Origin of the sequence: Veillonella sp. ZSJB6 (assembly GCF_051549505.1) — a bacterium.
In the GTDB taxonomy this organism is placed as follows: Bacteria; Bacillota; Negativicutes; order Veillonellales; family Veillonellaceae; genus Veillonella.
The window spans coordinates 218356-243449 of record NZ_JBPUGE010000001.1; the positions used below are offsets into that span (position 1 = coordinate 218356).

The 25094-nt window shown below is 38.8% G+C and carries 30 protein-coding genes; all 30 read left to right on the forward strand.

Annotated features, from left to right (window positions below; genetic code table 11):
* The first annotated feature begins 54 nt into the window (after positions 1-54).
* The 30 genes from ACSV5T_RS00985 to ACSV5T_RS01130 all read left to right on the forward strand — a co-directional run bounded on the left by ACSV5T_RS00985 (position 55) and on the right by ACSV5T_RS01130 (position 25003).
* On the forward strand, positions 55-324 hold the full coding sequence (locus ACSV5T_RS00985; RefSeq protein WP_005386267.1) for a YdbC family protein: 270 nt from the start codon (positions 55-57) through the stop codon (positions 322-324).
* 79 nt (positions 325-403) lie between these two features.
* Positions 404-601, forward strand: coding sequence for a 50S ribosomal protein L31 (gene rpmE / locus ACSV5T_RS00990; protein ID WP_004696185.1), 198 nt, complete (start codon positions 404-406; stop codon positions 599-601).
* A gap of 57 nt (positions 602-658) precedes the next feature.
* Positions 659-1564, forward strand: a complete 906-nt coding sequence (locus ACSV5T_RS00995; protein ID WP_295803935.1) for a DUF1385 domain-containing protein — start codon at positions 659-661, stop codon at positions 1562-1564.
* A gap of 2 nt (positions 1565-1566) precedes the next feature.
* A complete protein-coding gene (gene prfA / locus ACSV5T_RS01000) occupies positions 1567-2649 on the forward strand; it encodes a peptide chain release factor 1 (RefSeq protein WP_005386269.1) in 1083 nt (360 codons plus the stop codon).
* A complete protein-coding gene (gene prmC / locus ACSV5T_RS01005) occupies positions 2642-3511 on the forward strand; it encodes a peptide chain release factor N(5)-glutamine methyltransferase (RefSeq protein WP_295231082.1) in 870 nt (289 codons plus the stop codon). The genes prfA and prmC overlap by 8 nt, the downstream gene beginning before the upstream one ends.
* A gap of 1 nt (position 3512) precedes the next feature.
* Positions 3513-4544: an L-threonylcarbamoyladenylate synthase gene (locus ACSV5T_RS01010; RefSeq protein ID WP_295869276.1), complete on the forward strand. Its 1032-nt coding sequence runs from the start codon at positions 3513-3515 to the stop codon at positions 4542-4544.
* Positions 4545-4656: 112 nt separating this feature from the next.
* Positions 4657-5103: a low molecular weight protein arginine phosphatase gene (locus ACSV5T_RS01015; RefSeq protein WP_295869279.1), complete on the forward strand. Its 447-nt coding sequence runs from the start codon at positions 4657-4659 to the stop codon at positions 5101-5103.
* An 11-nt stretch (positions 5104-5114) separates the two neighbouring features.
* A complete protein-coding gene (gene rpiB / locus ACSV5T_RS01020; RefSeq protein ID WP_227720191.1) occupies positions 5115-5552 on the forward strand; it encodes a ribose 5-phosphate isomerase B in 438 nt (145 codons plus the stop codon).
* 45 nt (positions 5553-5597) lie between these two features.
* Positions 5598-6830 carry a serine hydroxymethyltransferase gene (gene glyA / locus ACSV5T_RS01025; protein WP_105089322.1) on the forward strand — a complete coding sequence of 411 codons (1233 nt, stop codon included), beginning with the start codon at positions 5598-5600 and terminating at the stop codon, positions 6828-6830.
* Between the two features lie 173 nt (positions 6831-7003).
* Positions 7004-7630, forward strand: coding sequence for a uracil phosphoribosyltransferase (gene upp / locus ACSV5T_RS01030; protein ID WP_295231092.1), 627 nt, complete (start codon positions 7004-7006; stop codon positions 7628-7630).
* 209 nt (positions 7631-7839) lie between these two features.
* Complete coding sequence (locus ACSV5T_RS01035; protein ID WP_438320025.1) at positions 7840-8865, forward strand: sugar-binding transcriptional regulator; 1026 nt, start codon at positions 7840-7842, stop codon at positions 8863-8865.
* A gap of 58 nt (positions 8866-8923) precedes the next feature.
* Positions 8924-9934 (forward strand): type I glyceraldehyde-3-phosphate dehydrogenase, encoded by a 1011-nt coding sequence (gap, locus tag ACSV5T_RS01040; protein ID WP_005386278.1) that lies wholly within the window; start codon positions 8924-8926, stop codon positions 9932-9934.
* A gap of 14 nt (positions 9935-9948) precedes the next feature.
* A complete protein-coding gene (locus ACSV5T_RS01045) occupies positions 9949-11127 on the forward strand; it encodes a phosphoglycerate kinase (RefSeq protein ID WP_438320026.1) in 1179 nt (392 codons plus the stop codon).
* Between the two features lies 1 nt (position 11128).
* A complete protein-coding gene (gene tpiA / locus ACSV5T_RS01050; RefSeq protein WP_005386282.1) occupies positions 11129-11899 on the forward strand; it encodes a triose-phosphate isomerase in 771 nt (256 codons plus the stop codon).
* A 13-nt stretch (positions 11900-11912) separates the two neighbouring features.
* The gene (gene gpmI, locus ACSV5T_RS01055; protein WP_438320027.1) at positions 11913-13439 is read left to right on the forward strand and encodes a 2,3-bisphosphoglycerate-independent phosphoglycerate mutase; all 1527 of its coding nucleotides are present in this window, start codon (positions 11913-11915) and stop codon (positions 13437-13439) included.
* Between the two features lie 122 nt (positions 13440-13561).
* Positions 13562-14845, forward strand: a complete 1284-nt coding sequence (eno, locus tag ACSV5T_RS01060; protein ID WP_105089317.1) for a phosphopyruvate hydratase — start codon at positions 13562-13564, stop codon at positions 14843-14845.
* 187 nt (positions 14846-15032) lie between these two features.
* Complete coding sequence (locus ACSV5T_RS01065) at positions 15033-16043, forward strand: GspE/PulE family protein (protein ID WP_438320029.1); 1011 nt, start codon at positions 15033-15035, stop codon at positions 16041-16043.
* Positions 16027-17046, forward strand: coding sequence for a type IV pilus twitching motility protein PilT (locus ACSV5T_RS01070; RefSeq protein WP_295823849.1), 1020 nt, complete (start codon positions 16027-16029; stop codon positions 17044-17046). The genes ACSV5T_RS01065 and ACSV5T_RS01070 overlap by 17 nt, the downstream gene beginning before the upstream one ends.
* Before the next feature lie 8 nt (positions 17047-17054).
* Positions 17055-18230, forward strand: coding sequence for a type II secretion system F family protein (locus tag ACSV5T_RS01075; RefSeq protein ID WP_438320030.1), 1176 nt, complete (start codon positions 17055-17057; stop codon positions 18228-18230).
* Positions 18231-18282: 52 nt separating this feature from the next.
* Positions 18283-18729 (forward strand): competence type IV pilus major pilin ComGC, encoded by a 447-nt coding sequence (locus ACSV5T_RS01080; RefSeq protein WP_295231116.1) that lies wholly within the window; start codon positions 18283-18285, stop codon positions 18727-18729.
* A 206-nt stretch (positions 18730-18935) separates the two neighbouring features.
* A complete protein-coding gene (locus ACSV5T_RS01085; protein WP_295212631.1) occupies positions 18936-19502 on the forward strand; it encodes a prepilin peptidase in 567 nt (188 codons plus the stop codon).
* Positions 19457-19918, forward strand: a complete 462-nt coding sequence (locus tag ACSV5T_RS01090) for a hypothetical protein (RefSeq protein WP_119206198.1) — start codon at positions 19457-19459, stop codon at positions 19916-19918. The genes ACSV5T_RS01085 and ACSV5T_RS01090 overlap by 46 nt, the downstream gene beginning before the upstream one ends.
* Positions 19919-19925: 7 nt before the next feature.
* Positions 19926-20282: a hypothetical protein gene (locus ACSV5T_RS01095; protein ID WP_438320031.1), complete on the forward strand. Its 357-nt coding sequence runs from the start codon at positions 19926-19928 to the stop codon at positions 20280-20282.
* Positions 20283-20311: 29 nt separating this feature from the next.
* Positions 20312-20854: a hypothetical protein gene (locus tag ACSV5T_RS01100; RefSeq protein ID WP_438320032.1), complete on the forward strand. Its 543-nt coding sequence runs from the start codon at positions 20312-20314 to the stop codon at positions 20852-20854.
* Between the two features lie 34 nt (positions 20855-20888).
* Complete coding sequence (locus tag ACSV5T_RS01105) at positions 20889-21242, forward strand: hypothetical protein (protein ID WP_232013653.1); 354 nt, start codon at positions 20889-20891, stop codon at positions 21240-21242.
* Positions 21243-21251: 9 nt separating this feature from the next.
* On the forward strand, positions 21252-22106 hold the full coding sequence (locus tag ACSV5T_RS01110; RefSeq protein ID WP_438320033.1) for a hypothetical protein: 855 nt from the start codon (positions 21252-21254) through the stop codon (positions 22104-22106).
* Complete coding sequence (locus tag ACSV5T_RS01115; protein ID WP_438320034.1) at positions 22090-22680, forward strand: fimbrial assembly protein; 591 nt, start codon at positions 22090-22092, stop codon at positions 22678-22680. The genes ACSV5T_RS01110 and ACSV5T_RS01115 overlap by 17 nt, the downstream gene beginning before the upstream one ends.
* Positions 22649-23077 carry a hypothetical protein gene (locus ACSV5T_RS01120; RefSeq protein ID WP_438320035.1) on the forward strand — a complete coding sequence of 143 codons (429 nt, stop codon included), beginning with the start codon at positions 22649-22651 and terminating at the stop codon, positions 23075-23077. The genes ACSV5T_RS01115 and ACSV5T_RS01120 overlap by 32 nt, the downstream gene beginning before the upstream one ends.
* A gap of 125 nt (positions 23078-23202) precedes the next feature.
* A complete protein-coding gene (locus ACSV5T_RS01125) occupies positions 23203-24117 on the forward strand; it encodes a shikimate kinase (RefSeq protein ID WP_438320037.1) in 915 nt (304 codons plus the stop codon).
* The gene (locus tag ACSV5T_RS01130) at positions 24089-25003 is read left to right on the forward strand and encodes an ATP-dependent 6-phosphofructokinase (RefSeq protein ID WP_438320221.1); all 915 of its coding nucleotides are present in this window, start codon (positions 24089-24091) and stop codon (positions 25001-25003) included. The genes ACSV5T_RS01125 and ACSV5T_RS01130 overlap by 29 nt, the downstream gene beginning before the upstream one ends.
* Positions 25004-25094: the final 91 nt, after the last annotated feature.

Genomic DNA, 25094 nt, shown 5'->3' on the forward strand with positions numbered 1-25094 from the left:
ATATAGTAGGTATGAACCATACTACACAGATGTGTAAGAAAGGAGGACTGACTCATGGCAGTTATTAATTTTGAAATCTTCAAAGTTATCGGTACTTTATCTGAAGATAAAGACGGTTGGAAAAAACAATTAACATGTACTAGCTGGGGCAAATATAATCCTAAGTTTGACCTTCGCGCTTGGGATAGTGAATATACAAGCATGAAGAAAGGTATTACCCTTTCTTTAGAGGAGCTCATCGCATTGCGTGATATCCTTAATGAAAGTGACTTAGAGACCATTCTAGCTGAGTCTATTGAAGAAAAACAAGCATCCAAGGAATAGTATTGGCAACTTGCATTTGTACAAGTGTCATGCTATAATCTATAAGAATAATATTGATTGTCGGAAAGAGGTGTATAGAATGAAACAAGGTATTCATCCAGACTATAAAGAAGCTACAGTAACTTGCGGTTGTGGCAACACATTCAAAACTGGCTCTGTAAAAGAAGACCTTCGTGTAGACGTTTGCTCCAAATGCCATCCGTTCTTCACTGGTCAACAACGCGCAGCTCAAGCTCGTGGTCGTATTGAACAATTTAACAAACGTTACGGCAAATAATTTGTCATGTAATGTAGCATCTATGGGCAGGGCTATGAGCTCTGCCTCTATTTGTTTATGAGAGGAGCTCTTGTGAACACAGAACGTATTAAAAAGTTTGTCGGTGGACAAGCTGTGATCGAAGGTGTCATGATGAGGGGCCCTGGCGTTACAGCAACAGCTGTACGAGAGCCAGTAGGAACCATTGTAGTTCAAAAAGAGCCTACAAAATCTATTGCTGACACATATCCAATTTTGAAAAAACCATTTCTTCGGGGCTGTGTAGCCCTTTATGAATCCCTCGTAATTGGCATGAAGGCCTTGTCCTTCTCTGCTAAGGCCGCTGGTGATGAAGAGGAAGAAATGTCTAATAGTGAAATTGCCATTACTATGGTTATTTCCACCATCTTTGCGATAGCTGTATTTTTGGCATTGCCTACATTTATCGTGAAATTTATTCCTGGTGTACAGGATAATCATGTTGTATTAAATCTCATTGAAGGTGTCATTCGTTTAGTTCTTTTCCTACTTTATATTTGGGGGATTGGACTTACAAAGGATATTCAACGAGTTTTCCAATATCATGGGGCAGAGCATAAAACGATTCATACTTATGAATTAGACTTGCCTCTCACTGTAGAAAACGTTCGCAAACAAAGTCGCTTACATCCGCGATGTGGCACAAATTTCTTACTTATCGTTATGGTTGTAAGTATTTTTGTATTTGCTTTTTTAGGTTGGCCTAATTTGTTAGAACGTATCGTAAGCCGCGTACTTCTTATGCCCGTAGTGGCAGGTATTGCGTACGAGGTTATTCGTCTTGCTGGTCGTAGTGAGCATTCCTTGGTGCAAGCTCTTATTAAACCTGGTCTTGCATTACAATACATGACCACACGTGAACCAGAAGATGATCAAATTGAAGTAGCTATACGTGCTCTTGAAGAGGTTCGCCCTCCTGAGAGTGATGCTTATGAAGAGGAATAAACATGCTAGTAGATAAATTACAAGTTATTGAAGATAAATTTATGGACCTGGAGCAGCGCATCAGTGACCCTGAAGTGATTGCGCGCCAAGATGAGTGGCGTAAATTAACACGTCAACATGCTCAATTATCTGAAACAGTTGAAACATTCCGTACTTATAAAAAAGTATTAGCTGGTATTGATGAAGCTATGGAAGTTATTGAAGATAAATCCATGGATGAAGAATTCCGCGAAATGGCACAAGAGGAATTGAAAGAGCTAAAACCTCAAAAAGAGGAATTAGAAGAGAAATTACAAATTCTTTTATTGCCTAAAGATCCTAATGACGATAAAAACATCATCATCGAAATTCGCGGTGGTGCTGGCGGTGATGAAGCAGCATTGTTCGCAGGCGACTTGTTCCGCATGTACACAAAATATGCGGAAAGCCAAGGCTGGCGTTGTGAGATTATCGATGCTAATGAACCTGAACTTGGTGGCTTTAAAGAGGTTATTTTCTCTGTAGATGGTGAAAATGTATATTCTAAGATGAAATTTGAATCTGGTGTACATCGTGTACAACGTGTACCTGCTACAGAAACACAAGGCCGTGTTCATACGTCTACCGTTACTGTGGCTGTATTACCAGAGATGGAAGATGTTGATATTGAAGTTAATGAAAAAGACTTGAAAATCGACACTTATCGTGCTAGTGGTGCGGGCGGTCAGCATATCAATAAAACAGAATCTGCTGTTCGTATTACACACTTACCTTCTGGTATCGTTGTTGCATGCCAAGACCAACGTTCTCAATTACAAAACCGTGAAAAAGCTATGCGTGTATTGCGTGCTAAATTGCAAGACCAAGCTGAACAAGAGGCTATTTCTAGCATGGCAGCAGACCGTAAGAGCCAAGTTGGTACTGGTGACCGTAGTGAACGTATTCGTACTTATAACTATCCTCAAGGCCGCGTCACAGACCATCGTATTAATTTAACATTGTATAAATTAGATGCTATTTTAAATGGCGATCTAGATGAAATCATTCAAGCCTTAAATGCTGCTGACCAAGCGGCAAAAATGCAGGAGGCTAATACAAATGTATAAGGAGATTTGGACAATCGGTCGTATTCTCCAGTGGACAGAGCAGTACTTTCAAAACAAGGAGATGGATACACCTCGACTTGATGGGGAAGTACTGCTTTCTCACGTTTTAGGCAAGGATCGTATTTATCTATATACCCATTATGACCAACCGCTTATTCAAGAGGAACTAGATGCCTTTAGACCACTCGTTCAAGAACGGGCTAAGGGGCATTGTGTAGCGGCCATAATTGGGGAAAAGGACTTTATGGGATTGACCTTTAAGGTTAATGATAAGGTGTTGATTCCACGACCTGATACAGAAACCTTAATTGAGCATGTATTAGGTACGTACGCAAAAGATAGTGAGGTACGTATTCTTGATGTATGTACGGGCCCTGGTACGATATTACTCAGTCTATTACACTATTTGCCGAATGCGTGTGGTGTAGGTCTTGAAATATCTACGGATGCCTTGACAGTGGCTGAGGAAAATAGTGAAAGATTTAGCTTAAATGATCGTGTTCAATTGTTAGAGTCTGATATGTTTTCTGCCTTAGATGGTAATGCTGAAAAGTTTGACCTCATCGTATCGAATCCACCATATATCCGTACAGGGGATGCTAAATTATTATCTCAGGATGTATTAAATGAGCCTCAAATTGCCTTGTTTGGTGGTGAAGATGGATTAGAATTCTATCGTATTTTAGCTAAAGAGTGCGGCACATATTTAAAACCACAAGGTCGTATAGCCTTTGAAATAGGTTACGATCAAGCAGAAGAGGTAAAGGCTTTATTAAAAGAAGCTGGTCATTACTCCAACATTCAATGTATCGCTGATCTTGGTGGTAATAACCGTGTTGTAACCGCAGTATATGAGGGATAATATGGATACTCAAATTATTACAAATCCATCAGAACAAGAACTAGATATGCTTGCCAGTGCATTGCGTAATGGTGAATTGGTGTCCATTCCCACAGAAACTGTATATGGACTCGGTGCTAATGGACTTGATCCAGAGGCGATGGATAAAATCTATGCTGCCAAAGGTCGTCCTTCAGATAATCCATTGATTTTACATGTTCCTAATAGTGAAAGTATAAAACCTTTGGTAACAGAGGTTTCAAATACAGCACAACTATTAATGGATACGTTTTGGCCAGGGCCATTAACGATTACATTGCCTAAATCTGATTTAGTGCCAGATCGTGCTACTGGTGGATTACCTCGCGTGGCATTGCGTTGCCCTGATCATAAGGTATGCCGTGCATTATTAGAACGCGCTGGTGTACCTGTAGCGGCTCCTAGTGCAAATATATCTGGTCGTCCAAGTCCTACAACGGCACAAGATGTTTACCATGATATGAATGGCCGTATTTCCTACATTTTAGATGCTGGTCCATGTACGATTGGTGTAGAGTCAACTGTAGTGGAAGTACATGATGATAAGGTCATTATATTGAGACCGGGCGGAATTACAAAAGCTCAACTTGAAAATGTTGTGGCTACTGTTGAGTATGATACTGCTCTAGTTAATGCTACCACTAAGCCTAAGGCTCCTGGTATGAAGTATACGCATTATGCGCCTGATGCACCTATGACAGTTGTTGTAGGTAATCCAGAGGTCATAGCATCTACGTTTAAGGAGCTTTCAGAAGGTATAGAAGGTCCTATCGGTTGTTTGGTCAGTCATGAAACGTATGATCTGATTAAAGGGGATACACGCTTTATGTGTCATTGTTTTGGTCATTATGGTGATGCCTTATCATTAGGCCATGATTTTTACAAAAGCCTATTACATTTTAACGAAAATCATGTTACCTTAATCTTAGCAGAAGGTGTTAATGATGATGGTTTTGGCGTTGCTATTATGAATCGTATGGAAAAGGCATCTAGTCACCATATCATTTATAAGTAAATTTACTAGCATAAAAATGTCCACTGATAATAGAAATATGTCTTTACATATTGGATGAATTTGCTATAATGTATAAAGTAATCACAAAATGTGATTAAGTAAGGATGTTATTATGAATATTTTATTTGTGTGTACCGGTAATACTTGCCGTAGCCCTATGGCTGAAGGTATTACACGGGCCCTTGTAGCGGAGCAACATAAGGATGTGACGACTGTATCAGCTGGTCTATTTGCCGCATATGGAGCAAAGCCAACTGAACAAGCCGTTGAAGCTATCCGTTCCATTGCAGATATTTCTGATCATGAATCGAGACCATTGACGATGGAACTCGTGAATGCAGCAGATCTTATCATTGGTATGACGAAGGATCACAAATCTGTACTACTTCGCCAATTCCCGTTTGAGGAAGGAAAAATTAAAACGATTTCCGAGTGGGGTGGTCAAGATGGTGATGTGACGGACCCATATGGATCTGATCAAACCGTATATAATCAATGTGCGGAACAAATTTATCACTTAGTAGAGGCCGGTCTTAGCTCAGTGCCTCAGAAGGCGTAGGAGATGAAATTATGAAAGTTGCAATCGGTTGTGATCATGGCGGATTACATTTAAAAGCATCCGTTAAGGAATTATTAAATGCATTGGGACATGAAGTAGAGGATTTTGGCTGTCATACAGCTGATTCTTGCGATTATCCTGATATTGCTGTACCTGTGGCAAATGCAGTCGTATCTGGTCAAGCAGACAGAGGTATTTTGATTTGTGGTACTGGTATTGGTATCGGTATTGCAGCAAATAAGATTGCTGGTATTCGCGCTGCTCTTTGTCATGATACATTCTCTGCTCATGCATGTCGTGAACATAATGACGCTAATATTCTCACAATGGGGGAACGCGTTATTGGTCCTGGCCTAGCTAACGATATTGTAGCCATCTTCATGGAAACAGAGTTCGAAGGTGGTCGTCATGCACGCCGGGTAGAGAAAATTAAAGCACTAGAGAAGTAATACATCATTACCTATATATATTCGTTTTGCACGAGGAGGATACTCATGAGTTTCTTAGAAAAACAAGACCCTAATATTCAAGCTGTTATCAATCAAGAATTAGCACGCCAACGCGATAAATTAGAAATGATCGCTTCTGAAAACTTTGTTTCTCAAGCAGTAATGGAAGCTCAAGGTAGCGTATTGACTAACAAATATGCAGAAGGGTATCCTGGTAAACGTTATTATGGCGGTTGTGAAAATGTTGATGTTATCGAAACATTAGCTATTGAACGTGCAAAACGCTTGTTCGGTGCAGAACATGCAAACGTACAACCTCACTCTGGTTCTCAAGCAAACTTTGGCGTGTATTTCGCATTATTACAACCAGGCGACACTATTGTGGGTATGAACTTGTCCCATGGTGGTCACTTAACTCATGGTTCTCCAGTTAACGTATCTGGTACATATTTCAACGTAGTACCTTACGGTGTAGATGCAGAAACTCAACAAATCGATTATGATGAGTTCCGTAAAATCGTATTAGAAGCTAAACCTAAATTAATCATTGCTGGTGGTAGTGCTTATAGCCGTCAAATCGACTTCAAAAAAATGGCTGATGTAGCTCATGAAGTTGATGCTATCTTCATGGTAGATATGGCTCACTTTGCTGGTCTTGTAGCAGCAGGTTTACATCCAAACCCAGTAGAATATGCTGATATCGTTACTACTACAACTCATAAAACATTGCGTGGTCCTCGTGGCGGCATGATTCTTTGCAAAGAAAAATATGCTAAAGCAATCGATAAAGCAATCTTCCCTGGTATTCAAGGTGGCCCATTGATGCATGTTATCGCTGCTAAAGCTGTTGCATTTGGTGAAGCATTACAACCAGAGTTCAAAGTATATGCACAACAAGTTATCGATAATGCAAAAGCATTGGCTGCTGCATTGCAAGAAAAAGGCTTAACAATCGTATCTGGTGGTACAGATACTCACGTTATGTTGGTAGACGTACGCAATACTGGTTTAACAGGTAAAGAAGCAGAACATTTACTTGATGAAGTAGGTATTACTTGTAATAAAAATACAATTCCATTCGATCCTGCTAGTCCATTTGTAACAAGCGGTATCCGTCTTGGTACACCAGCGCTTACAACACGTGGCTTACAAGTAAAAGATATGGAAGAAATTGCAGATATCATTGCAACTGTACTTAAAAATCCTGAAGATAAAGCAGTTCATGAAGAAGCAAGCAAACGCGTAGCAGCACTTTGTGAAGCGTATCCATTGTACTAATCTTTGGATTAATCCATTAGACTTACATAAGGCTTAAATACAATAAAAGGGATGTGTATTATCACATCCCTTTTAATATTTTTATGGCATGATTTATGATTCTGTGATAGAGTAATTATGAAAGTTATATGGATACCAATAGGGTACGTATATTGTATTATAGGAGGACAGTCATGAAAGTTAATGTTATGACACATCCATTGATTCAACACAAAGTTACATTGATGCGCGATGTAGAAACAGGCTCTAAAGATTTCAGACAATTACTGGATGAAATTACGATGTTGATGGGCTATGAAATTACACGTAGCTTACCATTAGAGGATGTAGAGGTTCAAACACCTTTAACTAAAATGACTGGCAAACGTATTGCAGGTAAAAAATTGGGTATTATTCCAATTCTTCGTGCTGGTCTAGGTATGGTAAATGGTATGCTTAACTTGATTCCAACTGCAAAGGTTGGTCATATCGGCTTATATCGTGATCCAGAAACATTAAAACCAGTAGAATACTACTGCAAGTTACCTTCTGACGTAGGTGAACGCGACTTCATCGTAACAGACCCAATGCTCGCTACTGGTGGTAGTGCGGCAGCAGCTATTACCTTGCTAAAAGAAAAAGGCGCTAAAAACATTAAATTAATGTGTCTTGTTGCGGCTCCTGAAGGTGTGGAAGCAGTAAATAAGGAACATCCTGAAGTTCCTATTTACGTAGCGGCTCTTGATGAAAAACTTAATGATCATGGTTACATTTTGCCTGGTTTAGGCGATGCTGGTGACCGTATCTTCGGTACAAAATAAAATAAACATATACAAACGACATAATTTAGGTACAAAGTTGTATAAAATCCCTAAATTATGTCGTTTTCTACGTATAAAGTCTTGAATAAAATCTACATAGGGTATACAATACAAATGTAAAAGTATTTTTTTATTTTAGGTGGGACGAATTTTGTTCACATGGGACGAAAAACGATTCATACAATCCCAACGGGTAAAGGAGGGACCCGATGAACGAGTTTCTAATGATATGTGAACGTATTGTTCCTGAAATCGTTAGTGTATTAAAGGAGCGATACAAAATATTAAACCACCTAGTTTATGAAGAGCCTATAGGCCGTAGAACATTAGCTACTGCAACGGACCTTCCAGAGCGAACCGTACGAAGTCATATTGAGCTAATGCGTGCTAATGGTCTTGTAGACATTTATAAACCAGGGATTTTTCTCACTGATGAGGGACATTCAATTGTTCCAAAGTTGCGAAATTTTTTAAATGAATTAGATCGTATTAACGAGCTAGAACATCGATTGACTGAAGCACTTCATATCGATAGGGTTATCATCACTCCTACAGAAGGAACGTTGATGGTAAAAAAACTAGGCTTTGCAGCAGCAAAGTTATTACAGGAATTATTAGAACCGGACTCTGTAGTTGCCATCAGTGGTGGTAGTACAATGGCTGCAGTAGCTGAGGAAATGCCTGTATTACCATTTAATCCTATTGTTGTACCGGCCCGTGGTGGCGTTGGTGAGGTTGTAGAGTATCAAGCTAACGTAATTGCTTCGGTGCTTGCTGAACGTCTTCGCGGTACCTATAAAATGCTCCATTTGCCTGATGGACTTTCACAAGACTCATTGCATATGCTCATGACTTGCGAACCTCAAATCAAGGAAATTGGTGATCTTATTAGTAGGACTGACGTACTCTTGTTTGGTATTGGTACAGCTATGAGAATGGCGGATCAACGCCATATAGCTGATGATGTGCGTAAGCAGTTAGTAGATAATCATGCTGTTGGCGAAGCTCTTGGTCAATATTGCGATATAGATGGTAAGTTGATTTATTCCACTAATAATATTGGTTTATCACTTCCAGATGTTGCAAAAATTCCAAATGTGATTGCTGTGGCTGGTGGACAAGATAAATCGAGTGCTATTATAGGTGTTATGAGAGCTTGTCAAAAAGGCATACTAATCATCGATGAGCAAGCTGCAGAAGGCATGCGTCAATTGTTACAAATTTCAGCATTATAAATGAAGTTAGTAGTTAAATATTTTGTTAGAATATTTTTGTTATTAGGAGGATCTAACAATGGCAGTAAAAGTTGGTATTAACGGTTTTGGTCGTATTGGTAAATGTGTAGTACGTGCAGCGATTAATAATCCTGACGTAGAAGTTGTAGCAATCAATGCTACTGGCGATAATGAAGGTACTGCATTATTGTTAAAATATGACTCTGTTCATGGCACAATTCCTAATGAAGTAACATTTGATGATGACAATATCTATGTTGACGGTAAAAAAATCCGCGTATTCCATGACCGCGATGCTTCTAAATTGCCTTGGTCTGAAGAAGGCGTTGAAATCGTTATGGAATGTACTGGTAAATACCGTGATGCAGAAGAAGCAAAAGTTCATTTGAATCAACCTACAGTAAAAAAAGTATTGATTTCTGCACCTGGTAAAAACGAAGACTTAACTATGGTTATGGGCGTTAACCAAGATATGTATGATCCTGCAAAACATCACATTATCTCTAATGCATCTTGTACAACAAACTGCTTGGCTCCATTTGCTAAAGTTTTATGCGATGAATTCGGTATCAAACGTGGTATGATGACTACAATTCATTCCTATACAAATGACCAAAAAATTCTTGATGCACGTCATAAAGACCCTCGTCGTGCTCGTGCAGCAGCAATGTCTATCATTCCTACAACAACTGGTGCAGCCAAAGCGGTTGCAAAAGTATTGCCTCAATTAAAAGGTAAATTAGACGGTTTCGCATTGCGCGTTCCTACTCCGGACGTATCTGCTACAGATCTTGTTTGCGAACTTGAAAAACCAGCTACTAAAGAAGAAATCAACGAAGCATTCCGCAAAGCAGCAGCTGGCGAATTAAAAGGTATTCTTGGTGTATCCGATGTACCATTGGTATCTTGTGATTTCAGCTCTGATCCTCGCAGCTCCATTGTTGATGCTGATTTAACAATGGTTATGGATGGCAACATGGTAAAAGTTGTTTCTTGGTATGATAACGAATGGGGTTACTCCGAACGTCTTATCGATATGGCAGCATTCGTAGCAAGCAAAGGCTTATAATCCGGGAGGCTTTGATGAAACTAACAATCGATGGTTTACAAGTAGACAACAAAACAGTATTTGTTCGTGTTGATTTTAATGTTCCTATGAAAGACGGTGTCATCACTGATGACACTCGTATTCGTAGTGCCTTACCTACTATCAATTATTTAATTGAAAAAGGGGCAAAGGTTATTCTTGCTTCTCATTTTGGTCGTCCAAAAGGGGAACGCAAACCGGAAATGTCTTTAGCACCATGTGCAAAACATTTATCTGAGCTTATCAATAAACCAGTAGCATTCGTAGATGACTGCATTGGCCCTAAGGTTGAAGAAGCTGTAAAAGCATTACAACCTGGCGATGTATTGATGCTTGAAAACTTGCGTTACCACAATGAAGAAACTAAAAATGATCCTGAGTTTGCTAAACAATTAGCATCTCTTGCTGATGTAGCCATCAACGATGCGTTTGGTGTTTCTCACCGTAATGCAGCGTCCGTAGTTGGTATTGCTGATTATATTCCGATGGCAGCAGGCTTCTTGCTCAAAAAAGAAATTGATGCATTAAGTGCAGCGGTTGTACATCCTAAAACACCTATGGCAGCTATCATCGGTGGTGCTAAGGTAACAGATAAAATTTCTGTAATTTCTAATTTATTACCTAAAGTTGATGTCATGATTATCGGCGGCGGTATGGCTAACGCTTTCATTAAAGCACAAGGCTGTAACATTGGTAGCTCCTTATTCGAAGAAGGCCAAGAAGCTATCGCTACAGATCTTGTTATGGAAGCACGTGTAGCAGGGGCTAAATTATTGACTCCAATTGATGCAGTAGTAGCTGATGCTTTCAGCAACGATGCTAATACTAAAATCGTTGACGTTGAAAATATTGAAGATGGTTGGATGGTTCTAGATATTGGCCCTAAAACACGTGAGCTATATGTAGAAGCATTGGCGCCAATGAAGACTATTATTTGGAATGGTCCTATGGGCGTATTTGAAATGGAAAACTTTGCAGCTGGTACAAATGCGGTAGCAAAAGCTGTAGCTGAATCCGATGCGATGACTATCGTTGGTGGTGGTGACTCTGTAGCGGCTATTGAAAAAAGTGGCTTAGCAGACAAGATTAGCCATATCTCCACAGGTGGTGGCGCATCCTTGGAATTCTTAGAAGGTAAAATCCTACCAGGTATTGCTGCATTGTCTGAGGCATAATATGAGAAAACCCATTATTGCAGGAAATTGGAAAATGAATGGCACCATTGCGTCTGGATCTATCCTGATCGAAGCGTTTAACAGCGTGTTACAAGATATGGAATTATCCTGTGATGTAGTTGTTTGCCCGCCTTTCACAGCTATTGAACGTGCTGTAGCATTAACACGCGATACAGCTATTGCAGTAGGCGCACAAACCATGGATTATCATGATGCTGGTGCATTTACTGGTGAAATTTCACCACTTATGCTTACAGAGGTAGGCGTCAATTATGTTATCATTGGTCACTCTGAACGCCGTGAATATTATGGTGAAACAGATGAGACTGTAAATGCAAAAATTAAAAGTGCATTCCACCATAATTTGACACCTATTGTCTGTGTTGGTGAAAGTTTAGAACAACGTGAGTCCGGTCATACTCTTGACTGGATTACGTCTCAACTTAAAGGTGCTTTGGTTGATGTTCCGAAGGAACAAGTTAGCCAATTGATTGTTGCGTACGAACCAATTTGGGCTATCGGTACAGGAAAAACAGCAACTGCTGATCAAGCTGAAGAGGTATGTAAAGAAATTCGCGATTACATACGTTCTTTATACGATGATGAGACTGCTGATGCTGTGCGCATCCAATATGGTGGTAGTGTTAAATCTGAAAATGCTCTCGAAATCCTAGGAGAACCTAATATTGATGGAGCACTCGTAGGTGGTGCATCTTTAGTAGTTGATGAATTTATTGATATTATTAAAGCGGCGAATCAAATAGGCGCTTAATATGAGGTTAAAAATGGCTAAATTAAAGGCTCCCGTAATGCTAGTCATCTTAGATGGCTTTGGCATGGGAGATCAATCAGATACAACCAATGCTGTAGTACAGGCGAAGCCGCACTGTTTTAATCAATTATGGGATACGTATCCACATACAACATTAGAAGCATCAGGACTAGCGGTAGGCCTTCCAGAAGGCCAAATGGGGAATTCTGAGGTTGGCCATTTAAACCTGGGCTCTGGTCGCATTGTGTACCAAGATTTAACTCGTATTACTAAAGACGTTGAGTCTGGTGAGTTTTATAATCACCCTGTTATAAAGGAACTATATGAAGTAGGCAAAAAACAAAGCTTACATCTTATCGGCCTAGTTTCTGATGGTAATGTGCATTGCTCCTTAGAACATATCAAGGCTGTTATTAAAGGCGCTCATGACAATGGTATTGAACATGTATATGTACATGCATTGCTCGATGGTCGTGATGTAGCACCTCAATGTGCACAAGTTTATATCAAAGATTTAGAAGCATATATGGTAGAGCTAAACTGTGGTAAAATTGCCACCGTAAGTGGTCGCTATTATGCAATGGATCGGGATAATCGTTGGGACCGTGTGGAACTTGCTTACAACGCTATTGTACATGGTCAAGGTGAAAGTGCCGCATCAGCTTGTGAAGCGGTACAACAATCCTATGATAAGGATGCAGCTGATGAGTTTGTACTTCCTACAGTGATTGACGCTGAAGGAACTATCAAGAATGGTGACGCTGTTATCTTCTGTAACTTCCGTCCAGACCGTGGGCGTGAACTTACAAAAGCTTTAGTGTTGCCAGAATTTGATGGCTTTAACCGTGAACCATTATCCTTGTATATGGCGACTATGACCAAATATGAAGATGGATTGCCAGTACATATTGTGTACGAAAAAGACATCTTGTCAGAAACATTGGGCGAAGTACTCAGTGTAGGTGGCTATCGTCAATTGCGTATTGCCGAAACAGAGAAATATGCCCATGTGACGTATTTCTTCAACGGCGGTAAAGAGGAACCATTTGAAGGCGAGGACCGTGTCCTTGTAAAATCACCTCAAGTGGCAACCTATGATTTACAACCTGAGATGAGCGCTTATGAAGTAACTGATAAGGTTGTACAAGCTATTCAAGATGAAACATATGACATGATTATCTTGAACTTTGCAAACCCAGATATGGTCGGTCATACAGGTAGCTTTGAAGCAGCTGTTAAAGCAGTGCAAGCGGTAGATACTTGTTTAGGTCGTATCGTAGAGGCTATACGCAACAAAAATGGTCATTTGTTGATTACCGCAGACCATGGTAATGCAGAGCTTATGGTTAACCATGAAACAGGTAAGGTGCATACGGCACATACAACGAACTTGGTACCGTTAATTTTAATGAGTGATACTCTAAAATCGGCTACATTAGAATCTGGTAAATTATGTGATATTGCTCCCACATTATTAGACTTGGCTGGCATAGATCAACCAAAATCTATGACTGGTCATAGTTTGGTAAAAAAAGCATAATGTAGAGATTTTAGCTTTCACTATATTTATAGTTAATTAGAGTGATAAGCCTATATGGTTTAGCTCAATATATAATGATTGTCGTATGACAGTCATTCCATTAGATTTTATGAGGTGAAGAAATGGCAGTAATTGAACAAGTCATTGCAAGAGAAATTTTAGATTCCCGTGGTAACCCAACTGTTGAAGTTGAAGTATGTTTAGAAGATGGCACTATTGCTACTGCTGCGGTTCCATCCGGTGCTTCCACAGGTAAGTTTGAAGCTGTAGAATTACGTGATGGTGATAAATCCCGTTACTCTGGTAAAGGTGTATTAACAGCTATCGACAATGTAAATGCTAAAATCGGTCCTGCCATTATAGGTTATGATGCGACTGAACAAGTAGCAATCGATAACTTGATGTTGAAATTAGATGGTACAGACAATAAATCTAACCTTGGTGCTAATGCAATTCTTGGTGTTTCCATGGCTGTAGCTCGTGCAGCAGCTGAATCTTTAGATTTGCCATTATTTGCATACCTTGGCGGTTTCAACGCAAAAGAATTACCAGTTCCTATGATGAACATCTTGAACGGTGGCGCACATGCGGATAATAACGTAGATATTCAAGAATTCATGATCATGCCTGTAGGCGCGACTTCCTTCGCAGAAGCTCTTCGCAGCTGTGCAGAAGTATATCATACATTGAAATCTGTACTTCATGATAAAGGCCTTAGCACTGCCGTAGGTGATGAAGGTGGTTTCGCACCAAACTTGGCATCTAACGAAGAAGCACTAGAAGTCATTTGTGAAGCTATTAAAGCAGCTGGTTATGAACCTGGTAAAGACTTCAAATTAGCTCTTGATTCTGCATCTTCCGAATTCTATGAAGATGGTAAATACAATCTAGCTGGTGAAGGCAAAGTTAAAACAGCTGCTGAAATGGTAGAGTTCTACGAATACCTAGTAGGTAAATACCCAATCGTATCCATCGAAGATGGTCTTGCTGAAGAAGATTGGGATGGCTGGAAATTGTTGACAGAACGCCTTGGCGATCGCGTACAACTTGTTGGTGATGATTTATTCGTAACTAACACAAAACGTTTGGCTCGCGGTATTGAGCTTGGTGTAGGTAACTCCATTCTTGTAAAAGTTAACCAAATCGGCACTTTAACAGAAGCATTCGACGCTATGGAGCTTGCTAAACGCGCTGGCTATACATGTGTAGTATCTCACCGCTCTGGTGAAACAGAGGATACATTTATCGCTGATATTGCGGTAGCTGTAAATGCCGGTCAAATTAAGACAGGTGCACCTGCTCGTTCTGAACGTGTAGCAAAATATAACCAATTGCTTCGCATTGAAGAAATGTTATACGAAACAGCTCAATATAAAGGTAATGACGTTTTCTATAATTTAAAATAAGATATGTTATATCTAATAGTCCAATAAGGGCGCCCTTCGGGGCGCCTTTTTTGTATGCCTAAAATAAAAAAGTTTTCGCTTCGTGGATTTTCAAATATAAAAGAGGAATTAAAGATGTGATGTCGAACCATATAACGCCATACGCTAGTGTGAGGTAAAAACATACCGCAAGGTATAGGAGGTGACCATGTATGTAGATGTAACATTAGACGATATTATTCTATATGCATTAGAGCATCATGTCAGCGATATTCACTTTGATCCAACTAAAAGTGGTGTACAAATTAGATTACGACAAGATGGATTATTACGGACGCATATGACTGTATCAAACGAAGAGGCAGATCTTATTATTAACCGTATCAAGGTATGTAGTACATTAGATATTAGTGAAAAGAGATTGCCTCAAGATGGTCGTTGGGCTTGGAGTCATAAGGATACATCTGTAACGATGCGCGTATCTACCTTGCCCAGTTTATATGGAGAAACTTTAGTGTGTCGACTTATGGGAAATGAAGGTAGTCATAAGGATCTAAAAGCGTTAGGTATGCGTGCAGATATTTTTGATCATATTGAAGGGCTATTAAAACGTCCTTATGGATTGTTACTTATCTGTGGACCTACGGGAAGTGGGAAGACTGCTACTTTATATGCGATGCTCCGCATGTTGAATTTAGAGGAAACAAAGCTAATTTGCCTTGAGGATCCTGTAGAGGCTGAAATAAAAGGAGCCATTCAAATTGGTATTAACGAAAAAATCGGTTTTACCTTTGCAAAAGGGTTAAGATCTGTACTGCGTCAAGATCCAGATACGATTATGATCGGTGAGATTCGTGATAAGGAGACGGCAGAGCTGGCTGTTAAATCAGCATTAACTGGACATCGCGTATTATCCACCATTCATACTAATACAGCTATAGGCGTTGTAACGAGGCTCATGGATATGGGGGTAGAACCGTATTTAATACGGGCTACCTTGATGGGGGCTATTGCGCAGCGTCTAGTTAGAAAATTTGATGGTACATCGTATCACGGGCGGACGGCTCTGTTTGAATATTTAGAAATACCTACAAATTCAGCCCAGTGGGATCAATTAGAGGCACATGTATTACTGTCCTTAGAAGATTCCGCCCGTGAAGCCGTAGCTCAACATGTTACATCGATAGAGGAGGTGCATCGTTGTGGACTCATGCTGTAATAGTGAAAGTTTAGAAACCATTGTTGAAGAGGCAATACACTTATCATCCACAGATATTCATCTACAATGTGGTGAGCCTATCTATTTGAGACATGGTGATGGATTAAAGGCCACTCAATTTGTATGTACCACTACGTTGATTGAAGATATTTTGCGACGTTGTGGTATAGCATCGTATGAATGGCAATCTATTGATGAAGCTTGTTCCTGTTGTGGTGTACGTATTCGTGTTCATCTGTATCGAGCTAATCAAACTATATGTGGCACACTTCGCTTATTGTGTCATCAACAACTTAAACTGGATGATAATAGTGAAGGTCAACTCCTACAAAAATTATGTGAATCTCATGATGGTTTATTGCTCGTCTGTGGCCCTACAGGCAGTGGTAAAAGTTTTACCTTAGCTTGCTGTATTGATTATATAAATCAAACAATGGAGCGTCACATCATCACCTTAGAAGACCCCATCGAATTTGAGTTTAAACCTAAGAAATCGTTAATTCATCAACGCCAATTAGGTGCAGATATTAAGTCTATGTCTGATGGTATTCGAGATGCATTGAGGGAGGATCCAGATGTCATTATGGTAGGAGAACTCCGAGATCGAGAAACCTTAGAGGCTGCTCTTCATGCAGCCGAAACAGGTCATCTTGTGATGGCAACCATGCATACACAGCGGGCTGTAATGGCTGTTCACCGTATGATTTCACTATTCCCTGGTGAACAACAAGAGGAGGTGCGTAGTCAAATATCTCAAGTACTACGTGCCGTTATATGTCAACGGCTCCTTCGATGGAATAAAAAGTTCATTACCATTCGGGATATTTTGCTAAACACGCATGCGGTAGCGAATTTGATACGTACTCGTAAGGAACCACAAATCATTTCTATTCAAGAAACACAACTACCTATGAAAACACTAGAGATGGCCGTACGAGATGCGAAGGTACAATATGGCTCTCAGCAACAACTACATACATTATTGGATCAACAATTATCGTAGGTGAAGGTATGGAGGCTTATGAATATGTCGTAAAAGATGAGAATAATGAAACGATCAAAGGTTTAATATGGGCGGATTCAGAACAGGAGGTCGGCACACGGTTAAAACGAGATGGCTATAAGATTTATAAAATCACTTTACAAGTACATAAGAAGAAACATAAGTGGAATCATACTATGGTGGTAGATGTAACCTATCAATTAGGACTACTCATCGAATCTGGTGTACCGTTACGGCGAGCATTACAGTTACTATGTCAAGGGAAAAGAGGTCTTTTGTATACAGCCTTATATGAATCGATTGAGCGTGGTCAAACGTTGTCTCAAGCATTGCGAAGTGAAGGTTGTCCTGCCATTGCACTGGCTTTACTAGAAAGTGGAGAGGCTGCAGGTACATTAGGAGAAAGCTTGCAATATATATCACGTCATTATGATTGGGAACGACAGCTACGGCAAAAGGTTATCAGTGCTATTTCCTATCCATTATTTTTACTTGTATTAATGAATATCTTTTTTCTTGTTACCATCTTGTTTATTATTCCATCCTTTGAAAAGGTTTTTACTACCATGCATATTACATTACCAGTGATGACGCGAGCCCTCTTTGCATTAGGACAAGGGTTAAAGAATCATCCCATAGTAGTTGTTATTCTGCATTGTGTAGTCCTAGGGGCAATGGTCTTTGCATATCATCAACATAGTATAAAACGCAAAGTACATCGTTGGCTTTGGCAGTTGGCTCACCGATACCAATGGATGACCTGCATTTACTATACAAGTATGTTAAAAGTTTGGGCGCTTTTGTTAGATTCTGGAATTTCTATTATTCACACTATGAATATTACAAGACCTTTATGGGGCAATATGTATGGTGCCGAATGTAGTGAAATGGTAGAGGAAAAATTATTATCAGGCCACTCTTTTGAAGAGAGTCTGAGAACGGAGAATATTGGAAATTCCTTTATATGGCAAATGATCTCTATTGGAGAAGAAAGTGGAGAACTCGTAAAGATGTTAGAACATTGTGGACATTATTATGAATCTATACTTTCAAAATATATTGCCCGTCTTGAGAGACTATTAGAACCGATATTACTGACTTTGATGGGAATCGGTGTAGCCGTTTTGGTTGTATCTGTTATGTATCCGTTGTTTACGTCTATTGCTAAATTGGGAGGGCAGTAGGCATTGTTATCAAGCTATTTTACAGGATTAATAATGATAAAAGGAGGATATTATGAGTTCTGTTATGCACCTAGTTCATGGATTAAATCATAGATTAGAAATATGTGGTCAATGGATTGTAGAACATCTACAAATTAATCATGTTCGAGAAAACCTTAAAAAATCGAGAAAAGGTGGATTTACTCTTGTAGAATTAATGGTTGTCGTTGCAGTTATTGCCATATTAGCGGCCATTGCGATGCCACAATTTCTATCGGCTGCTGATAGAGCGCGAACTGCGAAGGAAACAGCTGATATTCAAATTATTAAAAATGCAACACAGCTCTATATGATTGACAAGAATGTAGATACACCGCCAACTGTAGAAAATCTATATAAAGAAGGCTATCTTACAGAACATGTTAAAACTGCAAAAGATAAAGAATATACCATTACTTATGAAGCGGTTAATGGTGGTACTGCGAAGGCAGTTGTAGTTAAAGCCCCTGATGCACCTTAATCGTAATTGATATCTAGTATTTAGTACTTAATATTTAATACTTAATAGTTATTATTTAATATTTAAGTCTTAATAGTTAATGTGCATGGATTGATGATTGGAATGTAAATTTATATTTGCATTTACATATGTAGTTATATTAATAGCTATACAGTAGTTATATTTACATTAATATATGTACAGTTGATTTTATGGAAGGAAAAGGTATGAAAGGGACTCATTATGTTATAGCACTGATCGTGTATTTAGCATCCATTGTATTGCCTATTATACTTTCATCACGAGCAATATCCTTTATTCACGTTGCTTTGTATGCTGTATTTTCACTCATCATCATAGCAGGTGCTACCATCGATATGCATTACTATATATTGCCTGATGAAGGGGCGTTAGTGCTTGTTTTAGGTGGTATAGTGTATAGCCTTATAAATGATAAGTCTATGCTTATAACGATTATAAGTGTTATGAGTGTAGGTGCTATTACATATGGACTTCGTCTTATGAGTCATAAAGGCTTTGGACTAGGCGATGTGAAATGGTTTTCTGCTATTGCCATGTGGCTTACGCCGTGGGAGATTGTATGCTTCTTTTACGTAGCCTTTTGTGTTGGTTCTCTCTATCTCTTACTAACAAGCTATCGTAATCGATACATTCCATTTGGTCCCTTTCTATGCTTTGGTGGTTGGTGTGCCTTACATGGCGGATCCTATATGGAGGTGTTGTACCAATGGTTAAGGCACAACCTATACATCATCAATACGGTTCTTTGTTAGCTGAGTGGATTATTGCAATTAGCTTATTTTTACTTCTTATTTCTATGTCTTTGCCCATTGTAACAACGCCTAGCCGCTATACTCTAAATGGAAGTACTGAAGAAGTAGTATATATGTTAAAAAAGGTTCAACTTTGGTCTATGCTTGGGCATAAGTCTAATGGAAAAGGGCGTATGTTATTCATATTAAATAAAGACAGCTATACCTTAGAGGAGGATGCTCATCATCATACAGTTAATATATCCTTACCTGCAGGGATTGAAAATGTACAACCCTTAACGGTTATCTCTTTTTCTTCTCTAGGATTACCTTATGATGGAACGGAACTTATTTTACGGGATCGAGAAAGTGGTGAGAGAAATCGTATATGGATATCTGTACAAACGGGACGTATTCGATGGGAAGAAGTACACTAAGGGCTTTATGTATGGAGATGCCCTAGTATCAACAGCTATTATTATGTTTATCTTGCCTGTTATATTATCTGTATTTTGGATGGCTACCTTAACAATCTATAAGGCTTACTATTGGGATCATATATTACAAGATACCATAACATATGTAGAAGAAAGTAAGTCTACGTATTATCAAACGGGACATATTCAAGAAGGTATACATAACTCTCAATTTATTATGAGTCCCAGTGAATCGATTACATATAAATCACATGTAGAGCCTATCGTAGAAAATGGCATTGTCCTACAACGATTAACTGTGCAGGCCATAGATAATAAATCTGTTGTGTATACCTTATCTCTCGACTTGGAGGAAATACGGTGAGGACTCATGATGCACAAAGAGGTTTTATTTTGTATTCCACACTCATCAGTATAACTATTTCTACCATCGTTTTAACGTTATTGTTAGGTATAGTTTTTTATGGGGTTATGTGGAATGCAAAATTTGTAGATAGCGTTTCTATGATGGAGGATGGTCGTTATACGCGGCGCATGGTGGTAGCTCAAATCATATGGAATCCTGTACCGATAACGGTAGAGGATCGAAATAGTACCTTATATATTCACGACACTAAGCGGACTACACTAACATTACAACGCCATGCTTTGTATAGAAAGCTTACAGATGGCAGTTTACAACCTGTTAGCGGCAGCCGTATTATCGGCACAAAGGATAAACGAAATGTTGGGTACACACAAGAACATCCATTTAGTATGGATGAGAGCGGAGCAGTCCATATGCGTTGGTATATTACAAATCGATTTACTAGTGATAAACAATATACTACTGGATATGGAGGCTTAGCTATATATGAAGTCGCCATAGGTCAAAGTAGTATATATGATTGGTATAAAGATAATGAGGAAACAAGTCATGAACATGGGAGCCCATAATGCTGGGTTTATTACATATGTAGCCATATTTACAATGTCCTTTCTATTAGTATTGGCCTTTATGGGACTGCGTATTGGTCAAATTTGTGAAAGTAATGCAGTAGATGAATTGCATTTAGAAGAGGCTCATTATGCAGCGCAAAGTGGAGCACATTGGTTTGTAGGCTACTGTAAGGCTGGTAATACATGGGATTTTCAGGAAAAGCTAATTGTAGCTGATGATGCGGATGTAGAAATTACCATTGAGGCCGATCCATCCCGTGACAATCCTCGTCACGTTATGAGTTATGGAAAATTGAAACATCAGGAAATAGTAAGTCGTGTACATATGTATGTGACAGTAGATACAGATCATACTATGCATGTTATGAAGATAAAACCATATTGAGGTGAATCTATGAAACGGAAAAAGAAAATACATACTGGTGTATGTATTACAGATGAACGTATTGTATGTGTAACAGCTCATGTAGAAAATAAAACGATGGTCATTACCGATGCACTAGAAATGAAACGCAGTGCATCTATAGATGAGGATGTTAGAAAATTTATAGAAATGTATGATTTAGATGATGGAGCTTACAGCATGGTAGCCAATATTGATACACAAATGCATGTAGCGCCTTATGATCCTCACGATTTTGATATGAAAGAGTTCATCAAATGGAATGTAGAGGATTACTTTACCTTTGATGGCGACAGTTTCCAAATGGATGCATGTCGTCGAGAATATCCAAGACATAATTACCATATGTTTATGGTTGCTGTAGAGCGTCATTCATTAGAACTTTTAAAACAAGGTATACGCGATACCTATGCACCGGTGGATGTAATCGATTTCTGGCCTATTCCTATTTGTTACAGCTTGATGCGGCGTAGTGGTACCGTGACCGGTGTTGTAGAAAAGGATAATCTACATTTATGGCTATGGTGGAATGATATATGTATTCAAGAACGGATTGTTCCTATTAGTAGCAGTGATGTATCAGAAGCTATGGAGGTGCTAGAAGCTAGACTGCAAGAATTTGGTGTAGATGAAATACAAGGGATTAAGCTGTACGGATTAGACCGATTAACCGAAGAAGAACAGAAGGATATGGAAGCTATTATCTCTATATATGGAGAAACAGAGTATATTCCTTTATTATTCTTAGGACGTGGTCGTAATCGATGTAAACAAGGACAATTAGATTGGGATATGGCCATTGGTATGGCCGCAAGGGGGCTTAAATGGATTGGCTTGGGATGGTAGATATATTAATCTAATGCCTCGATCGTTACGTTGGCATAGTTTATGGCATAAATATCGTTATTATCTATATGGTATGAGTATTATATACGGAATAGTAGGATTAATAGCAATTGGTTGTTGCTTGTCGAACTATGAACAATATAAGACTGAAAAGTCAGAACTATTAACGCTATTGGAAAATTCGCAGTATCAGTCAATTGGGAAACAGTATGAGGATATAGTATCAGTTAAAAATAAAATACTTAAGAATAGTTCGGGGAAAAATAAAAAACCTATTTTTCAAAATACTATCGTTTTATATGTCCTTGATTTAGCTATGGAGCAAGGAATTAGTTTACAACACCTTAACATAAAGGATGAACATATTAGTGTAGATGGTATAGGCCATAGTGATGAAGCATGCCGTAAATTTATAGCTAGTCTTCAACAAAGGTTAATTGGAATGGATTGTCATGGAACAGTTAAAGCAGATCAAGGTATATATACATTCCATATGGAAGGATCTAAAGGAGAGCACAACACATCCAGTAGAGAAGATAGTAATGATCATACTAGTGTGGGGTATCATCATTAGTATTTCACTATATGGGTATATTAACTTAAATCACAAAGCGACTCATTTGAAAGAACGACAAGAAAACTATGTTATCCAAATGCAGGCTGAGTCAGATTATATCGCATCTAAGGAAGCGAAATTAATAGCGTCTTTTACAGAAAACAAGCTATCGAACACGAGTTCTAATACTAGTATTTTTGAGTCTTTGCAAGGAGAACCATTAATGATTGTTAGTACTGATGAGCATGAAGGTGTTTTAGAATTAAATTTATTAGGAAGTACAGAACGTCTTATCAACTGGGTTAATACTGTTGAAGCAAAAGACCCTTCACGCCGTATAGAAATAGAGGACATAGAACGAAAAGGCAATGTTGTGTATGTACATTGTGCAGTAAAACCGACTATGAGATCTTAATATATATTCTTTTATAGTAATATTAATAGAGACAGATTATAGATTGTTATCCTATAGTCTGTCTTTGTTTTTATTGCATTTTATAGTACAATGAAGGATATGAAATAATAAGGGGCACATAACAGATGATAATAAAACGAAATATTATGCTCATCGGTTCTATGGGGAGTGGCAAAAGCCATTTCGGTCGTAATCTTGCGGAACGCAAGGGGTGGCAATTTGTAGATACCGATCGCGTATTAGAAGGTCGTTTTGGGTTGCCTATTGCTGAAATATTCAAGAAAATTGGGGAAAAAGCATTCCGCCGTGCAGAAATGGATGTACTGAAAAAGGTTTGCTTATATCACGAAGCAGTCATCTCCGTAGGTGGTAATTTTCCCATTGAACATCGCACATTAAAGGTATTGAAGAAATATTCTTATATCATTGGTATCCGAGCTGCACAATTTCGCATTGTCAGTCGTGTGAATCGCCGTATTGGGAAACGGCCAACCATGGATTATAACAATGTTCATGCCTTTGTACATGCTATGATACAATCCTGGAAACCGGTGTATAAGCAGTGTGATTTTGTACTAGATACAACAAATGGTCGGACCTATGATTTTATGCAACATATTGAGGATGAGTTAGTAACCTCAGGTGTTCAATTTAAAGCAAGACGTCAACCCAATGATACGGAAAATAGAGATGGTAAACAGTCATCTCAAGAATCACAATTTAATAATTCTCTAAGAAACAAATTTGATAATCATGAATTATCTAAAACACAACACTTTAATAAAAGGATTTCTAATGATACGGAAACCAAGCAGATAGTCTTGAAAAAAGAACTTTCTGATAAGGTGGCATCTTATAGAGCGGGTAATGATAAACGTCGCAAACATAAGAAATCTAATCAAGCAATTACAGGACATAAGACAGAAACTATATCCAAACAACGTACACCACAAGGGGGTAATGGATATGAGAAGAATCGCAATACTAACAAGCGGCGGAGACGCACCTGGAATGAACGCCGTCATAAGAGCGCTAACTAGAAAAGCCATTCATGAAGGCTTTGAAGTTTTCGGTATTGAACGTGGCTATTTAGGTATTATGGAAGAACAATTTGTTCCTTTAGCAAACCGTTCTGTAGGTGGCATTATTACTCAAGGCGGTACCATGCTAAAAACAGCTCGTTTTCCTGAGTTTCAAAATGAAGATGTTCAGCGTAAAGCTTACGATATTTTGAAAGCCCATAGCATTGACCACCTTATTGTTATCGGTGGCGATGGTTCTATGCGAGGCGCTACGAGTTTAGCTAAGCTTGGTATGTCTACCATGACGATTCCCTGTACTATAGATAATGATATGGGCGGCACTCAATATACGATAGGCTTTGATACGGCGCTCAATACTGTAGTTGATGCGGTTGGAAGAATTCGTGATACATCTAATTCCCATGAACGGGTAGCCATTGTAGAGGTAATGGGTCGTAAAGCAGGTCATATTGCACTTAAAGCTGGCCTTGCCTGTGGTGCTGAAATTGTACTCGTTCCTGAAAATCCTATGCCTTTACATGAGGTCTGTCGTCATTTAAAGGAAACACAGATTCGGGGTAAAGAATATAGTGTGATACTCGTTGCTGAAGGTGCATATAATAGTGGAGAAGTAAAATCCTTCATTAAGGAGCATACGGAATTTGATCCAAGTTTGACTGTATTAGGATATTTACAACGCGGTGGCGGTCCTTCTGCATTCGATGCTATTTTAGCGGCACGTATGAGTGAAACTTGTATTGAGTTATTGATGAATGGTACAGATAATCGACTAATTGGATATATTGATGGTCACATTCGTGCTATTTCCTATCAAGAGGCTGAAAGTCTTTTATTTCCTATTAATGAAAAGGATTATACATTATTATCCATTTTAAGCAGTTAAAAATATAATGACCCGCAAGGGTCATTTTCTTTTATCATCAATTATTCATTAATGAAATTATATTGCATAAAAGTAATTGGTACTGTATAAT

Excerpts from the sequence above, each read along its gene's own strand:
- ACSV5T_RS00985 (WP_005386267.1), top strand. The coding sequence starts at position 55 with ATGGCAGTTATTAATTTTGAAATCTTCAAAGTTATCGGTACTTTATCT.
- rpmE (WP_004696185.1), top strand. The coding sequence starts at position 404 with ATGAAACAAGGTATTCATCCAGACTATAAAGAAGCTACAGTAACTTGC.
- ACSV5T_RS00995 (WP_295803935.1), top strand. The coding sequence starts at position 659 with ATGAGAGGAGCTCTTGTGAACACAGAACGTATTAAAAAGTTTGTCGGT.
- prfA (WP_005386269.1), top strand. The coding sequence starts at position 1,567 with ATGCTAGTAGATAAATTACAAGTTATTGAAGATAAATTTATGGACCTG.
- prmC (WP_295231082.1), top strand. The coding sequence starts at position 2,642 with ATGTATAAGGAGATTTGGACAATCGGTCGTATTCTCCAGTGGACAGAG.
- ACSV5T_RS01010 (WP_295869276.1), top strand. The coding sequence starts at position 3,513 with ATGGATACTCAAATTATTACAAATCCATCAGAACAAGAACTAGATATG.
- ACSV5T_RS01015 (WP_295869279.1), top strand. The coding sequence starts at position 4,657 with ATGAATATTTTATTTGTGTGTACCGGTAATACTTGCCGTAGCCCTATG.
- rpiB (WP_227720191.1), top strand. The coding sequence starts at position 5,115 with ATGAAAGTTGCAATCGGTTGTGATCATGGCGGATTACATTTAAAAGCA.
- glyA (WP_105089322.1), top strand. The coding sequence starts at position 5,598 with ATGAGTTTCTTAGAAAAACAAGACCCTAATATTCAAGCTGTTATCAAT.
- upp (WP_295231092.1), top strand. The coding sequence starts at position 7,004 with ATGAAAGTTAATGTTATGACACATCCATTGATTCAACACAAAGTTACA.
- ACSV5T_RS01035 (WP_438320025.1), top strand. The coding sequence starts at position 7,840 with ATGAACGAGTTTCTAATGATATGTGAACGTATTGTTCCTGAAATCGTT.
- gap (WP_005386278.1), top strand. The coding sequence starts at position 8,924 with ATGGCAGTAAAAGTTGGTATTAACGGTTTTGGTCGTATTGGTAAATGT.
- ACSV5T_RS01045 (WP_438320026.1), top strand. The coding sequence starts at position 9,949 with ATGAAACTAACAATCGATGGTTTACAAGTAGACAACAAAACAGTATTT.
- tpiA (WP_005386282.1), top strand. The coding sequence starts at position 11,129 with ATGAGAAAACCCATTATTGCAGGAAATTGGAAAATGAATGGCACCATT.
- gpmI (WP_438320027.1), top strand. The coding sequence starts at position 11,913 with ATGGCTAAATTAAAGGCTCCCGTAATGCTAGTCATCTTAGATGGCTTT.
- eno (WP_105089317.1), top strand. The coding sequence starts at position 13,562 with ATGGCAGTAATTGAACAAGTCATTGCAAGAGAAATTTTAGATTCCCGT.
- ACSV5T_RS01065 (WP_438320029.1), top strand. The coding sequence starts at position 15,033 with ATGTATGTAGATGTAACATTAGACGATATTATTCTATATGCATTAGAG.
- ACSV5T_RS01075 (WP_438320030.1), top strand. The coding sequence starts at position 17,055 with ATGGAGGCTTATGAATATGTCGTAAAAGATGAGAATAATGAAACGATC.
- ACSV5T_RS01080 (WP_295231116.1), top strand. The coding sequence starts at position 18,283 with ATGAGTTCTGTTATGCACCTAGTTCATGGATTAAATCATAGATTAGAA.
- ACSV5T_RS01085 (WP_295212631.1), top strand. The coding sequence starts at position 18,936 with ATGAAAGGGACTCATTATGTTATAGCACTGATCGTGTATTTAGCATCC.
- ACSV5T_RS01090 (WP_119206198.1), top strand. The coding sequence starts at position 19,457 with ATGGTTAAGGCACAACCTATACATCATCAATACGGTTCTTTGTTAGCT.
- ACSV5T_RS01095 (WP_438320031.1), top strand. The coding sequence starts at position 19,926 with ATGTATGGAGATGCCCTAGTATCAACAGCTATTATTATGTTTATCTTG.
- ACSV5T_RS01105 (WP_232013653.1), top strand. The coding sequence starts at position 20,889 with ATGTCCTTTCTATTAGTATTGGCCTTTATGGGACTGCGTATTGGTCAA.
- ACSV5T_RS01110 (WP_438320033.1), top strand. The coding sequence starts at position 21,252 with ATGAAACGGAAAAAGAAAATACATACTGGTGTATGTATTACAGATGAA.
- ACSV5T_RS01120 (WP_438320035.1), top strand. The coding sequence starts at position 22,649 with ATGATCATACTAGTGTGGGGTATCATCATTAGTATTTCACTATATGGG.
- ACSV5T_RS01125 (WP_438320037.1), top strand. The coding sequence starts at position 23,203 with ATGATAATAAAACGAAATATTATGCTCATCGGTTCTATGGGGAGTGGC.
- ACSV5T_RS01130 (WP_438320221.1), top strand. The coding sequence starts at position 24,089 with ATGAACGCCGTCATAAGAGCGCTAACTAGAAAAGCCATTCATGAAGGC.